10 protein-coding genes are annotated in these 13,286 nt (G+C 65.9%); 5 read left to right on the top strand and 5 right to left on the bottom strand.

Going from position 1 to position 13,286, the window contains the following annotated elements; genetic code table 11:
- The first annotated feature begins 171 nt into the window (after positions 1-171).
- On the top strand, positions 172-1,089 hold the full coding sequence (locus tag BRAD3257_RS22975) for an SDR family NAD(P)-dependent oxidoreductase (RefSeq protein WP_122403710.1): 918 nt from the start codon (positions 172-174) through the stop codon (positions 1,087-1,089).
- Positions 1,086-2,303 carry a BaiN/RdsA family NAD(P)/FAD-dependent oxidoreductase gene (locus BRAD3257_RS22970; RefSeq protein WP_122403709.1) on the top strand — a complete coding sequence of 406 codons (1,218 nt, stop codon included), beginning with the start codon at positions 1,086-1,088 and terminating at the stop codon, positions 2,301-2,303. Before BRAD3257_RS22975 ends, BRAD3257_RS22970 begins: the two co-directional genes overlap by 4 nt.
- A gap of 108 nt (positions 2,304-2,411) precedes the next feature.
- Here BRAD3257_RS22970 and BRAD3257_RS22965 read toward each other — a convergent pair whose 3' ends face one another.
- Genes BRAD3257_RS22965 through BRAD3257_RS22955 form a run of 3 tightly spaced genes read right to left on the bottom strand, consistent with a single transcriptional unit; the run spans position 2,412 to position 5,800 of the window.
- Positions 2,412-3,491 (bottom strand): D-TA family PLP-dependent enzyme, encoded by a 1,080-nt coding sequence (locus BRAD3257_RS22965; protein ID WP_122403708.1) that lies wholly within the window; start codon positions 3,489-3,491, stop codon positions 2,412-2,414.
- 3 nt (positions 3,492-3,494) lie between these two features.
- Positions 3,495-5,306, bottom strand: a complete 1,812-nt coding sequence (locus BRAD3257_RS22960) for an ABC-F family ATP-binding cassette domain-containing protein (protein WP_122403707.1) — start codon at positions 5,304-5,306, stop codon at positions 3,495-3,497.
- A 2-nt stretch (positions 5,307-5,308) separates the two neighbouring features.
- Positions 5,309-5,800 (bottom strand): YaiI/YqxD family protein, encoded by a 492-nt coding sequence (locus BRAD3257_RS22955; protein WP_122403706.1) that lies wholly within the window; start codon positions 5,798-5,800, stop codon positions 5,309-5,311.
- A 104-nt stretch (positions 5,801-5,904) separates the two neighbouring features.
- Between BRAD3257_RS22955 and BRAD3257_RS22950 the strand changes: the two genes are divergently transcribed.
- Positions 5,905-6,705 (top strand): hypothetical protein, encoded by an 801-nt coding sequence (locus BRAD3257_RS22950; protein WP_122403705.1) that lies wholly within the window; start codon positions 5,905-5,907, stop codon positions 6,703-6,705.
- Positions 6,706-6,839: 134 nt separating this feature from the next.
- Here BRAD3257_RS22950 and BRAD3257_RS22945 read toward each other — a convergent pair whose 3' ends face one another.
- On the bottom strand, positions 6,840-9,209 hold the full coding sequence (locus tag BRAD3257_RS22945; protein WP_122406725.1) for a xanthine dehydrogenase family protein molybdopterin-binding subunit: 2,370 nt from the start codon (positions 9,207-9,209) through the stop codon (positions 6,840-6,842).
- A gap of 214 nt (positions 9,210-9,423) precedes the next feature.
- Between BRAD3257_RS22945 and BRAD3257_RS22940 the strand changes: the two genes are divergently transcribed.
- Both BRAD3257_RS22940 and BRAD3257_RS22935 read left to right on the top strand, forming a co-directional pair.
- A complete protein-coding gene (locus tag BRAD3257_RS22940) occupies positions 9,424-10,509 on the top strand; it encodes a Ppx/GppA phosphatase family protein (protein WP_122406724.1) in 1,086 nt (361 codons plus the stop codon).
- Between the two features lie 2 nt (positions 10,510-10,511).
- Positions 10,512-11,198 carry an RlmE family RNA methyltransferase gene (locus tag BRAD3257_RS22935; RefSeq protein ID WP_122403704.1) on the top strand — a complete coding sequence of 229 codons (687 nt, stop codon included), beginning with the start codon at positions 10,512-10,514 and terminating at the stop codon, positions 11,196-11,198.
- Between the two features lie 136 nt (positions 11,199-11,334).
- Here the strand turns inward: BRAD3257_RS22935 and BRAD3257_RS22930 are convergent, their stop codons facing one another.
- Entirely contained in the window at positions 11,335-13,149 is a 1,815-nt protein-coding gene (locus tag BRAD3257_RS22930; protein WP_244607671.1) for a peptidoglycan-binding protein, read from the bottom strand.
- Positions 13,150-13,286: the final 137 nt, after the last annotated feature.

The raw sequence follows: 13,286 nt of genomic DNA, 5'->3' as shown, positions 1-13,286 counted from the left end.
CCAGAGCGGGGTTTCCCCTCGCCCCTTGTGGGAGAGGGTGCCTCGCGGAACGCGAGGCGGGTGAGGGGTCTCTCTCCGCGAGCGCATCTGTAGAGAGAGACCCCTCATCCGGCGCTTCGCGCCGCCTTCTCCCACAAGGGCAGAAGGTAAGAAGAATAGAGACCCTTACTCATGGCAATCAGGTTCGACGGACGCGTCGCCATCGTCACCGGCGCGGGCAATGGTCTCGGCAAGGCGCACGCCCTGGGTCTCGCCAGTCGCGGCGCCAGGGTCGTCGTCAACGATTTCGGCGGCGCGCGCGACGGCACCGGCGGCTCGTTGTCGCCTGCGGAGGCCGTCGTCGAGGAGATCCGAAAGGCCGGCGGTACCGCGATGGCGGACGGTGCCGACGTCTCCAATTTCGAGCAGGTCGCCGCGATGGTCGAGCGCGCCACCAGGGAGTGGGGCAGCGTCGATTTGCTGTGTGCCAATGCCGGCATCCTGCGCGACAAGTCGTTCGGCAAGATGGAAGCGGCCGATTTCCAGAAGGTGCTCGACGTGCATCTCGTCGGTACCTTCTATTGCTGCAAGGCGGTCTGGGCCGGCATGCGCGACCGCAATTACGGTCGCATCGTGCTGACCACGTCGTCCTCCGGCCTCTACGGTAATTTCGGCCAGGCCAATTACGGCGCGGCGAAATCGGGCATGGTCGGCCTGATGAACGTGCTGGCCGAAGAAGGCCGCAAGAACAACATCCGGGTCAACATCATCTCGCCGACCGCGGCGACCCGCATGACCGAAGAGCTGCTGCCGCCGCAGGCGCTGCAACTGATGAAGCCCAACGCGATCACGCCCGCGGTCGAGTACATGCTGAGCGAGGATGCGCCCACCCGCACCATCATGGGCGCAGGCGCCGGCTCCTTCGCCGTGATCAAGATTTTGGAGAGCGAAGGCATCAACCTGCCGGAGAGCGAGTGGACGCCGGACGCGATTGCCGCACATTTCGCTGAGATCAGCGACATGTCGAAGGCAAAGGCGCTGCAGGGCGCGTTCGAGCAGACGCAGAAATATGTAGCGCAGGCCGCGGCGCGGGCGGGGATCAAGCTCTGACCGACGTCGCCGTCATCGGTGCCGGTCCCGCCGGGCTGATGGCGGCGGAGGTGCTTGCGTTAGGCGGCGCGCGCGTTACCGTCTACGACGCGATGCCGTCCGCCGGCCGCAAATTCCTCATGGCCGGCCGCGGCGGGCTCAATCTCACCCACAGTGAGCCGCTGCCACAGTTCATGACGCGTTATCGCGAGATGGCACTGAGGCTGCAAGCCGCAATCGAGGCGTTCCCGCCGGATGCGCTGCGTGCCTGGAGCGAGGCGCTGGGCGAGCCGACTTTCGTTGGCACCAGCGGGCGGGTGTTTCCCAGGGCGTTCAAGGCGTCTCCGCTGCTGCGGGCCTGGCTGCGGCGGCTCGATACCGCCGGCGTCCGGTTCGCCCTTCGTCATCGCTGGAGCGGTTGGGATGGCGAGGGGCGGCTGCGGTTCCAAGCGCGCGATGGGATGCTTGCCATCGCGGCCGACGCCAACGTGCTGGCGCTCGGTGGCGCCAGCTGGCCACGCCTGGGCTCGGATGGTAGCTGGGCGATGATCCTGGCCGACAAAGGTATCTCGGTCTCCCCGCTGCGGCCTGCCAATTGCGGCTTCACCATCGCATGGTCCGATGTTTTTCGCGCGCGTTTCGAGGGCCAGCCGCTCAAGGGCATTGCGCTGAGCTTCGGTCCGCACAGGCTTCGTGGCGAAGCGATCGTCACGCAGGCCGGCATCGAGGGCGGCGCGATCTATGCGCTGTCGGCCGAACTGCGGGAGGCTATCGCGGTGAACGGCGAAGCGCTGCTGCATATTGCTCTGCGCCCCGATGTCGATCAAGCCGAGCTCGTCAAGCGTCTGTCGCCATCGCGCGGCAAGCAATCGTTCTCCAACTTCCTGCGCAAGGCTGCGCAGCTGTCGCCCGTCGCCGTCGGGCTGCTGCAGGAGGCTGTGATCGGTGCGGGGCAGTCGCTGTCGGCAATGTCGCCCGAGCGATTGGCCGAGCTCATCAACGCCGTGCCGATCAAGCTCACCGGCGTGGCGCCAATCGCGCGCGCGATATCGAGCGCCGGCGGCATCTCGTTCGACGAAGTCGACGCGGATTACATGATCCGCAAGCTGCCAGGCGTATTCGCCGCCGGCGAGATGCTGAACTGGGAGGCACCGACCGGCGGGTATCTGCTCCAGGCGTCGTTTGCGACCGGTGTCGCCGCGGGCAGGGGCGTGCTGGAGTGGCTCAAGCGCTAACCATCGTCATTGCGAGCGCAGCGAAGCAATCCAGAATCCCTCCGCGGAGGTAATCTGGATTGCTTCGTCGCTTTGCTCCTCGCAATGACGGTCGAGAGCGGAGCGCTCCTACCTCAACTTCCCCCGCGCCGCCACCGGCAGTGTGCCGATGATCTCCTCGCCGCGCACCATGACCACTTCGTCCATCATGTTGACGACGACGCAGACATGGTTCGGCACGATGCGGACGACGTCGCCGACATTCGGGCGGGTGTTGCTGCGGGACAAATCGAGGAAGCCGTGCTCCTCGGCGAACTTCGCGATCTTGGCCTCGGGATGTTCGAGGATCAGGCCGTGGCCGTCGAGGCCGCCGGTATCCGTGGTCAGTGTCTTCGAGCCGGCGTCGAGAATGCCGCGCTCGGGCGCGGCGCGGCTCACCACCGTCGAATAGATGTGCAGTGCGCAATCGTCCCAGCTGGCGACGCCGGCCGCGACCTGCATGCGGTCGTTGTAGATATAGGTGCCGAAGCGATGCTCGGTGCCACCCTTGAGCTTGCCGATGTTGACGAGGTTCGGCGTGCCGCCGGTCGAAACGATCTTTGCGTCCAACCCATGTGCGCGCACGCCGGCCAGCGCCTCATCGAAAAATCTCTGCGCGTCGCTCCAGCCGGTCTCGGTCGGATAAAGCATGAAGCCGGCGAACTGCAGCCCCTTGGACGCGGCGATCTCGCGCGCCAGCGCGACCGCTTCGGCCGGCGTCTCGACTCCGGCGCGCTTGCGGCCCGTGTCGCATTCGACGACAACCGAAAGCGGACGGCCTGATGCTGCAGCTGCCTTGGGTAATCCCGCCACGACCGTGGAATTGTCGGCAGCGACCGTCATGTTCGCCTTCGCCTGCAACGCGCCGAGGCGCGCCATCTTTTCGTCGCCGAGAAGGTTGTAGCTGATCAGGATGTCGTCGATGCCGGCGTTGGCCATGATCTCGGCCTCGCCGAGCTTCTGGCAGGTGATGCCCTTGGCGCCGGCCGCGACCTGCATCTTGGCGATGGTCGGGTTCTTGTGCGTCTTGATGTGGGGGCGGTTGGCGATGCCGGCGTCATCACAGGCCTTCTGGATGCGCGCGATGTTGCGTTCGACCCTGTCCATGTCGATGACGGCACAGGGCGTGCCGTATTCGCGGGCGATTTTTGCGGCGAGGGGGGTGGTCATGATCTAAGCCTGCTCTATTTCTTCGCGAAGCATTTCAAGTTCGAGCCAACGCTCTTCGGCGGCTGACAGTTCTTCATGCGCCTTGGCGATGGCAGCGGAGGTGTCGTCGAATTTCTGGCGATCCTTGGCGTAGAGATTGGGATCGTCCAGCACGCGCTGCAACTTGGCAATATCGGCCTGAAGCGTTTCCATCTTCTTCGGCAACGTTTCCAGCGCGTGCTTCTCATTGAAGCTCAGCTTCCGCTTCGGCGCCGACACTGGAGCAACGGTGCGCTCCTCTTTCTTCTCCGCGACCGGTTGCGCCTTGGCGGTCTCGCGCTTCAGGTCCGCACCGCGCTGGCTCAGCATGTCGCTGTAGCCGCCGGCATACTCGATCCATTTGCCATTGCCCTCGGGCGCGATCACGGAGGTGACGACGCGGTCGAGAAAGTCGCGGTCATGGCTGATCAGGATGACGGTGCCCTCGTAGTCCCCGAGCATCTCCTCGAGCACATCGAGGGTATCGAGATCGAGATCGTTGGTCGGCTCGTCCAGCACCAGGAGGTTCGACGGTTTTGCCAGCGCGCGGGCCAGCATCAGCCGGCCGCGCTCCCCGCCGGAGAGCACCTCGAGCGGCGTGCCGCGCTGCTCCTGCGCGAACAGGAAGTCCTTCATGTAGCCGACGACATGCTTCGGCTTGCCGCCGACCATGACATGATCGCCGCGGCCGCCCGTCAGCGCTTCGGCCAGCGTCGATTTGGGATCGAGGCTTTCGCGGTGCTGATCGAGCGTTGCCATCTCCAGATTGGCGCCAAGCCGCACCGTCCCAGAGTCCGGCTGCAGGCCGCCGGTGAGTAAGTTGACCAGCGTGGTCTTGCCGGCGCCGTTCGGCCCGATGATGCCGAGCCGGTCGCCGCGCTGGATGCGGGTCGAAAAGTTCTCGACGATCTTCCGCTCGCCATAGGCCTTGCTGATGCCCTTGGCCTCGATCACCAGCTTGCCGGATTGCTCCGCTTCCGCCGCCGCCAGATTGGCGCTGCCGGAGGTGCCACGATAGTTACGGCGCTGGGCGCGCAGCGCGTGCAGATTGGCGAGGCGCTTGACGTTGCGCTTGCGCCGTCCGGAGACGCCGTGGCGCAGCCAGTGCTCCTCGTCGACGATCTTGCGGTCGAGCTTGTGCTGGTCGCGCTCTTCTTCGGCCAGCACCTCGTCGCGCCAGGTCTCGAACGAGGCGAAGCCGCGATCGATCTGCTTGATCCTGCCGCGATCGAGCCATGCGGTCGAGCGCGAGAGATTGGTGAGGAAGCGGCGGTCGTGGCTGATCAAGACCAGCGCGCTACGGCGGCTGTCGAGCTCCTGCTCCAGCCACTCGATGGTGGAGAGGTCGAGATGGTTGGTGGGCTCGTCCAGCAGCAATATGTCGGGTGAGGGCGCCAGCACGCAGGCGAGCGCGGCGCGACGCGCCTCGCCGCCGGAGAGATCGTGCGGGTTCTCGTCGCCGGTGAGGCCAAGCTGCTCGAGGAGATAGCGGGCCTGGTGATGGTCGTCGCCCGGTGCAAGGCCGGACTCGACATAAGCAAGCGTGGTCTTGTGCTCGCCAAAGTCAGGCTCCTGCGGCAAATAGCGGACGGTCGCGCCGGGCTGCACGAAGCGCGTGCCGGAATCGGGCTCGACGAGGCCGGCCGCGATCTTGAGCAGCGTCGATTTACCCGAGCCGTTGCGGCCGATCAGGCAGACGCGCTCGCCTGGCGCGACGTTGAGCTCGACGCCCGACAGCAGCGGCGTGCCGCCAAAGGTCAGCCTGATGTCTTTCAGTTGGATCAGCGGGGGCGCCATCGTCAGCCCTGACTCGTTGCGGTCTGGTCGGCGCGGCGGCGCTGGATCCGGCGCAGCGTCTGGTCGAGCGCCGAAAGGAAGGCGGAGCGGTCGCGGGGCGAGAACGAGCGCGGGCCGCCGGTGACTTCGCCCGCGGAGCGCAGGTCCGTCATCAGATTGCGCACTGCCAGCGTCATGCCGATCGACTCTTCCGTGAAGGGCTTGCCGTTCGGCGCGATCACGTCGGCGCCCACCTTCACGCAGCGGCTCGCCAACGGGATGTCTGATGTCACCACGATGTCGCCGGGTTTCGCGCGTTCCGCGATCCAGTCGTCGGCCGCGTCCATGCCGCTACCTGCGGCGATGCGCTCGATCAGCGGGTCCTGCGGCACACGAATAAAGTTGCCGGCGACTACGCTCACGGGCACGCCGTGCCGGATCGCGACGCGATAAATCTCGTCCTTCACCGGGCAGGCGTCGGCATCGACATAGATGCGGGTGGGGGTGTTGGTCATTCGCCGCGTGGTACCCCATTCGGATCGCAAAGGCGAGGGGATTGACCGCTGTTCCCCGGGGCCTACGATTGGCCCCGAAACAACAAAAACAGGGAAGGCCAGCCATGCCGAACCGGCTCGAAACCTACCGCGTCGAGGCCTACAACACCGCAAAGCAGTCCGAAAACAAGATGCATGACGACACGGTGGCGCGCCGCTTCGGATTTGAAGGCGGGCTGGTCCCCGGCGTCGACGTCTTCGCCTACATGATGCACGTGCCGATCGCACGCTGGGGCCGCGATTTCCTGTCGCGCGGGCTGGTCGAGGCCCGCTTCATCAAGCCGGTCTATGACGGCGAGACCGCCGATGTCGACGCCACCGAGCACAATGGCCTGCTGACGATCGAGGTGTTCAGCCGCACCGAACTTTGCGCGACGGGGACAGCGTCGCTGCCGGCGGAGGCGCCGACGGTGTCATTGGGTGATTATGTCGAGGTCCCCGCTGTCGCGGAGCGCAAGCCGGTTAGCCCGGCGACCTTCGAAGCCGGCAAATGGCTCGGCACGGCGCCGCGCCGCTGGGCCGGACAGGATGCGGCAGATTACCTCGCCGACATCAGGGAGAGCGATCCGATCTTCGCGCGCGAAGGGCTCGGCCACCCCGGCCTGATCCAGCGGGTGATGAACCGCGTCCTCGTCGACAACACCATTCTGGGTCCGTGGATTCACGTCGGCAGCCGCATGCAGCTGCTATCCGCGGCGCGCGCCGGTGACGAGATCGCGGCACGTGCGAAAGTCACGGCCAATTACGAGAAGAAGGGCCACCGCTTCGTCGAGCTCGACTCCCTGGTCGTCGCCAACGGAATCACTCCGCTCGCCCACTGCCAGCACACCGCGATCTATCAACCGCGCGAGCAGGCCGCGGCGTAGCGCGGGAAAGCCGCGCTGTATCCACATCGTCATGCCCGGGCTTGTCTTGGGCATCCACGTTCTTCGTGCCTTGTGGCCGACGCATGGGTGGCCGGGACAAACCCGGCCATGACGGCGGAAAGAGTGCACGCCCTTTACGCCTTCCCCTTCGCATCCTGAATCGCGCGCCACACCCGCTCCGGGGTCAGCGGCATGTCGATGTGCTTGATCCCATAGTCGGAGAGCGCATCGAGCACGGCGTTCACCACGGTCGACAGGCTACCGGCGCAGCCGGCTTCACCGCAGCCCTTGCTGCCGAGTGGGTTGGTCGTGGCCGGCACCGGGTGGTCGCCGACCGTCATGAACGGCACGTCCTCGGCCCGGGGCAGGGCGTAATCCATCAGCGAGCCCGTGATCGGCTGGCCGCTCTCGTCGTAGCGGATGTGCTCCATCAGCGCCTGGCCGATGCCCTGGACCACGCCGCCGTGGAGCTGGCCCGCGACCAGCATCGGGTTGATCACCGTGCCGAAATCGTTGACGGCGCTGTAGCGCACGATCTGCACCACGCCGGTCTCCGGGTCGATCTCGACCTCCGCGACGTGACAGCCGTTCGGGAACGCCGAGGCGACAGGTTCGCTGGTGTGATCGACGTCGAGCGAGTCGGGCACGCCCTCCGGTACCTTACCGTCATGCAGGCGTCTGGCGAGCTCCATGATGTCGATGCTGCGGTCGGTGCCGGCGATGGTGAAGCTGCCATCAGCGAACTCGATGTCGGCTTCGGAGGCTTCGAGGATATGCGCTGCTGCGCGCTTACCTTTCTCGATGACGAGCTTTGCCGCCCCTACGATGGCCTGGCCGCTCGCGGTGATCGAGCGCGAGCCGCCGGTGCCGTTGCCGGTGTGGACGATATCGCTGTCGCCCTGCACCAGCTTGACGCTCTCGAAGGGGACACCGAGCTGCTCGCATAAAACCTGCGCGAACGGCGTCGCATGGCCCTGGCCGTAATCGAGCGTGCCGGTGATGAGCTGCACGGTGCCGTCGGGATCGAACACGATCTTGCCGAGCTCGGGGCTCGGCGGCGCGGTGACCTCGAGATAGGAGCCGACGGCGATGCCGCGCAGCTTGCCGGCCTTCTTGCTCTCCTTCTTGCGCCTGGCGAAATTCTCGTGATCCGAGATTTCGAGCGCCTTGTTGAACACCGCCTGGAAGTCGCCGCTGTCGTAAGTGACGCCGGAAGAAGCCGGGAACGGCATCTGGTTCGGCTTGATGAAGTTGCGCTTGCGCAAGGTCAGGCGGTTGATGCCCATCTCGTCGGCAGCGCGGTCGATCAGCCGCTCCATGTAATAATTCGCTTCGGGCCGGCCGGCGCCGCGATAGGCGCCCATCAGCGTGGTGTTGGTCAGCACCACCTTGATGTCGACCGCCATCAGCGGCGTGCGGTAGACGCTGGAAAAGTTCTTGCCGGTGTTGAGCGAGAGCGGCCCTGGCGCGACGCCGGTGATGTAGGCGCCGACATTGCCGTAGCCGGACAGTTTTGCCGCGAGGAAATGCCCCTCGGCATCGAGCGCGAGCTCGGCGTGGATCTTCTGGGCGCGGCCGTGGCTGTCGGAGAGGAAGCTGGTGGAGCGCTCGTCGAGCCATTTCACCGGGCGTCCCAGTGCCTTCGCCGCGTACAGGATGCACATGTATTCGGGATAGTTGATGTTCTTCATGCCGAAGGAGCCGCCGACATTGGCGGTGAGAATGCGCACCTTCTCGTTCGGCACCTTCAGGTTCTTGGCGAGATTGGCGCGGTTGCCGGCGACGCCCTGCGTCGGTACCTGAAGCGTGTAGCGCTCGGTCTTCTTGTCGTAGGAGGCTAGCCCAACGCGCGGCTCCATCGAGACCACGGCGACGCGGGTGTTCTCGATGTCGATCTTGGTGACGTGGGCGGCGCTGGCAAAGGCCGCGTTGACCTTGTCCATGTCGCCATAGTGGTAGTCGAGCGCGACATTGTTGGGGATGTGGTCGTAAAGCTGGGGCGCGCCTGGCTTGGCCGCTTCCTCGGGATCGGTCACCGCCGGCAGCGGCTCGATATCGAGCTCAACCGCTTCGGCCGCGTCGCGCGCCTGCGCCAGCGTCTCCGCCACCACGAAAGCAACGGGATCGCCGACGAAGCGGACCTTGTCGGTGGCGAGCGGCTGGCGGTTGGTCTGGAGCAAAGGCGAGCCGTCGCGGCTCTTCAACGGCAGGCCGCAGGTGAAGGGGCCGTAGCCGGCGGCATCGAGATCCTTGCCGGTCCACGCCCCTAGCACGCCCGGCATCGCTTTGGCGGCATCAAGGCCGATGCCGCGGATGACGCCGTGGGCATGGGTGGAGCGGACGATCACGGCATAGGCCTGGCCGGCGAGGTTGAAGTCGTCGGTGTAGCGGCCCTTGCCGCGCACCAGCGTGTCGTCCTCCTTGCGGCGGACCGGTTGTCCGACGCCATATTTTTGCAGTGCAATAGCGTTCTCGAGCGTGGACGATTTGGTGTGTTCTTGCATGGAATCGACCTGAAAAGCCGGCATTTGCGCGAATTCGCGGGCGCCTGGAGGGGGGCCGGACCCTACTCAGATAACCTACGACCCCGTTCACGACAACGCACGAATGGACATGGTCCCATGTGATGCGTTGTTGCGCAGGCCTGCCGCGCTGCTAATGTTTCAGGCGAAAAAGCAATTCCAGACCGGCCCGACCGGCCGCGGAAAGACAGTTTGTATGAATGACCACACGCGGCTCCGCGACGGCCATGTAAGCCAACATGGGCCGCACGGCGAGCTGGAGGGGTCGATGGCGGCGGTGGCGTTGGCCACCGATCCGCCCGTCGGCGCGCAAGCGCCGGGAACCGGCGTCTATGCGGCGCTGGACCTCGGCACCAACAATTGCAGGCTGTTGATCGCCTGTCCGACCCACGACGGCTTTCGCGTGGTCGATTCTTTCTCGCGCATCATCCGGCTCGGCGAGGGGGTTTCGGCGACCGGCTCGATCAGCGAGGCCGCGATCGAGCGCGCCATTGCGGCGCTCAGCATCTGCCGCGACAAAATAAACCTGCGCAGAGCGCGCCGGCTGCGGCTGATCGCGACCGAAGCCTGCCGTGCGGCTTCGAACGCGGAAGGGTTCCGCAGCCGCGTCGCAGCAGAGACGGGCATCGAGCTCGAGGTGATCGACCGCGAGACCGAGGCCTCGCTCGCCGTGCTCGGCTGCTCGCCGCTGGTCGATCCCAGGGGCAGGGGTGCCATCCTGTTCGACATAGGCGGCGGCTCGACCGAGCTGGTGCGGATCGAGCGCGACCCGGAGAATCCGGAACCACGCATCAAGGCCTGGATGTCGATCCCGTACGGTGTGGTCACGCTTGCCGAGCAGTTCGGCGGCCGCGACGTGACGGCTGAGATCTATGCCGCGATGGAGCGCGAGGTCGCGAGCCACGTCGCGCCGTTCGCGGAGGAGCACGGCCGCGAGCTCGCCGACATGCATCTGCTCGGCACGTCGGGCACCGTGACGACGCTCGCCGGCATCCATCTCAACCTGCCGCGTTACGATCGCCGCCGTATCGACAGCATCTGGATGAACGACGCCGACATCACCGCGACCATCAACAAGCTGCTCGGCATGAGCTACGAGGAGCGCGCGAACAACAGCTGCATCAGCGTCGAACGCGCCGACCTCGTGCTGGCCGGCTGCGCCATCCTCGATGCCATCAGGCGCGCCTTTCCGCTGCCGCGCCTGCGCGTCGCCGACCGCGGCCTGCGCGAAGGCATGCTGGTCGAGATGATGCGCGAGGACGGCGCGCTCAGGAGCTGGTGAGAATGGCCAAGGACACCACCGGCCGCTTGCACGTCCAGGTCAAGACCGGCGGCAAGCGCAAATTGTCGTCGAAGCTGTGGCTGGAGCGGCAGCTCAACGATCCCTATGTCGCCAAGGCCAAGGCGGCGGGCTATCGCTCGCGCGCCGCGTTCAAGCTGCTGGAGATCGATGACAAGTTCCGGCTCTTGAAGCCCGGCATGGCCGTGGTCGATCTCGGCGCGGCCCCCGGCGGCTGGAGCCAGATCGCCGCCAAGCGCGTCGGCTCCGCGGAAGGCAAGGGCAAGGTCGTCGCGATCGATCTGTTGGAAATGCCGGAGATTCCCGGCGTCGATTTCGCGCAGCTCGACTTCATGGACAACGACGCGCCCGAGAAGCTCACCGCGATGCTGGGCGGCGGGGCCGACGTCGTGATGTCCGACATGGCCGCCAACACCACCGGCCACCGCAAGACCGACCAGCTCCGCATCGTCGGTCTGGTCGAGACCGCAGCCGCGTTTGCCTGTGACGTGCTCAAGCCCGGCGGGACGTTCCTGGCAAAAACCTTCCAGAGCGGCGCCGACGCTGAGCTGCTCGCCCAGCTCAAGCGCGATTTTGCGACGGTGCGCCATGTGAAGCCCGCCGCGAGCCGGCAGGATTCCTCGGAGCGCTATGTGCTGGCGACGGGATTTCGGGGCGCGACCAAGGAGTAGCCCACGCTCCACCGTCGTCCCCGCCGAACGCCTGGCGAACGTCGGGACCGGCGCAGAAAACTTTATCATCTTTCTCTCGCGGCCGCGCAGGCCGCAAAAAAGAGCCCTGCCAGGGGCAGGGCTCGGGGAAGGCATCTTACCGGCTGGGTTGGTTCTGAGCCGGCTGACCCGACGGCGAAGGCGGCGGGGCATTGTTCTGGTTGGTTTGTCCAGACTGCGGGCTCTGTGTGGCGGCAGGCTGGTTGGTGGACTGACTGTTGCCTTGGGCCGGCGCCTGGCCGGTGGTCTGACCGGCGGGCGGTTGTGTGCCTGCCTGGCCCGACGTCGCCGGTTGGTTCTGCTGAGCCTGTCCGGTTGCGGATGGCTGGTTCTGCCCAGCCTGGCCGGTGGTCTGGTTCTGCTGCGCTGGCGCATTGGTCTGGTTCTGCTGCGCCGGCGCATTGGTCTGACCGGCGCTTTGCCCGGTCGTGTTCTGCTGCGTCGACTGGCCGGCCGCACCTTCCTGACCAACGGTGGTCGATTGACCCTGCGTGGCGCGGATCTGGTTGGAGACGCCTAGTGCAGCGACCGTCCGGGTATCGATCGAGCCGGTGGTCTGGAAACCTTCCTGTCGCTGGAAGGTGATCAGCGCTTCGCGCGTGGCGGGCCCGAGGACGCCGTCTGCTTCGCCCGACAACAGGCCGCGTTCGATCAGCACCCGTTGAACAATGCGGAGCTCGTCGGGGCTGAGATCCAGCGCGGCGATGTTGCCGCCGCCACCGCTCACGCTGCCGCGCCGGGCAAAGTGCGTTCTTGGGCCGGCGGGAATGGCGTCGACGATCCTGCGGCTTCGGTCGACGACGATGATCTCGTCATCCACGACGAAGAAGCTGTCGTCCCGATAGGCCGGATAGATGTCGATCAGCGCCGGGAATGTCGAGACGGCGACCACGGAGATGTTCCGCGGCACCACCACACCGGTATTGATCCCGAAGTTGACCGAATTGACGTTGACCCGCACGCGATCCACGTTGCGTGAGCTCAACACCGACTGCTGCAGCGTTGTCTGCTGCTGCGCGCTCAGCTGCACGCGGCCGGACAAGCTCTGGGTCGTCCCACCCTGGGCTTGGGCCTGGGTGTTGACCTGTCCCTGAGTGTTGGCGCCGGTCGTCGTGCCCTGGCCCTGCTGGGCGCTCGGAGCTTGCGCGTTGTTGGTGTTCGCGCCAGTCGTCGTGCCCTGAGCCGGGGCGTTCTGGCCTTGGGCGCCCTTGGTGTTGGCGCCGGTCGCCGTCGTGCTCTGACCTTGCGCGTTCTTATCCTGGGCATTCTCCTTGGTGTTCGCGCCGGTCGTCGTCGTGCTCTGACCTTGCGCGTTCTTATCCTGGGCATTCTCCTTGGTGTTCGCGCCGGTCGTCGTCGTGCTTTGACCCTGCGCGTTCTTGCCTTGGACATTCTCCTTGGTCTTAGCGCCTGCCGCGCCCTTCTGTTCTGCGCCTTGCGACTGACGCGTAGCGTCGCGCTCGCTGCCGCTCTGACCGACCGTCTGGTCCTTCATTCCGCTCTTGTCGCGCTCCGACCTGGACTGACGCGCTTGGTCGGGTTCGCCTCGGCTCTGACCGACGGTTTGGTCCTTGCCGCGCTTCTCGCCTTCAGATCGGGACTGACGCGCATTGTCGCGGTCGCCGCGGCCCTGATCGAGGGACTGACGTTCGCCCCTGTCGGCCTTGCCGCTATCACGCATTCCCTCACTGCGCTCAGAACGCGATGGCGCAGCAGCGGGGCTCTCGGCTCGACCACCTGCGCGACCCTGGGTCATTCCTTCGCCATGAGAGGCTCCGCCCGCACCTTGCGACATTCCGCCGCCCGATCGGCCGGATTCCGCCGCGCCGGCGCCCGCACCTCCGCTCATCCCGCTGCCGGCGCCTTCACGCATGCCTTGAGCCGACGCCAGGCTGACGCCGGCGAGCAGCACTGCTGTAGTCAATAGGAACCTGTTCTTTCTCGTGTCCACGTGAACCTCCTCCATTTGCTTGCTTGCTTTGCAGCATCCGTTGACGGAACGTTCGAACTCCGGGCTCGAGACAAACGATCCCTCATTCGCGTTTTCCG

Origin of the sequence: Bradyrhizobium vignae (assembly GCF_900324035.1) — a bacterium.
GTDB classification, from domain to species: domain Bacteria; phylum Pseudomonadota; class Alphaproteobacteria; order Rhizobiales; family Xanthobacteraceae; genus Bradyrhizobium; species Bradyrhizobium vignae.
The sequence above is the reverse complement of the archived record's forward strand: the minus strand, read 5'-3'. Positions and strand labels throughout refer to the sequence as shown.

Coding starts and splice junctions, on each gene's coding strand:
- BRAD3257_RS22965 (WP_122403708.1), bottom strand. CDS start 3,491: ATGACCACCCCCCTCGCCGCAAAAATCGCCCGCGAATACGGCACGCCC.
- BRAD3257_RS22950 (WP_122403705.1), top strand. CDS start 5,905: ATGCCGAACCGGCTCGAAACCTACCGCGTCGAGGCCTACAACACCGCA.
- BRAD3257_RS22960 (WP_122403707.1), bottom strand. CDS start 5,306: ATGGCGCCCCCGCTGATCCAACTGAAAGACATCAGGCTGACCTTTGGC.
- BRAD3257_RS22975 (WP_122403710.1), top strand. CDS start 172: ATGGCAATCAGGTTCGACGGACGCGTCGCCATCGTCACCGGCGCGGGC.
- BRAD3257_RS22940 (WP_122406724.1), top strand. CDS start 9,424: ATGAATGACCACACGCGGCTCCGCGACGGCCATGTAAGCCAACATGGG.
- BRAD3257_RS22935 (WP_122403704.1), top strand. CDS start 10,512: ATGGCCAAGGACACCACCGGCCGCTTGCACGTCCAGGTCAAGACCGGC.
- BRAD3257_RS22955 (WP_122403706.1), bottom strand. CDS start 5,800: ATGACCAACACCCCCACCCGCATCTATGTCGATGCCGACGCCTGCCCG.
- BRAD3257_RS22945 (WP_122406725.1), bottom strand. CDS start 9,209: ATGCAAGAACACACCAAATCGTCCACGCTCGAGAACGCTATTGCACTG.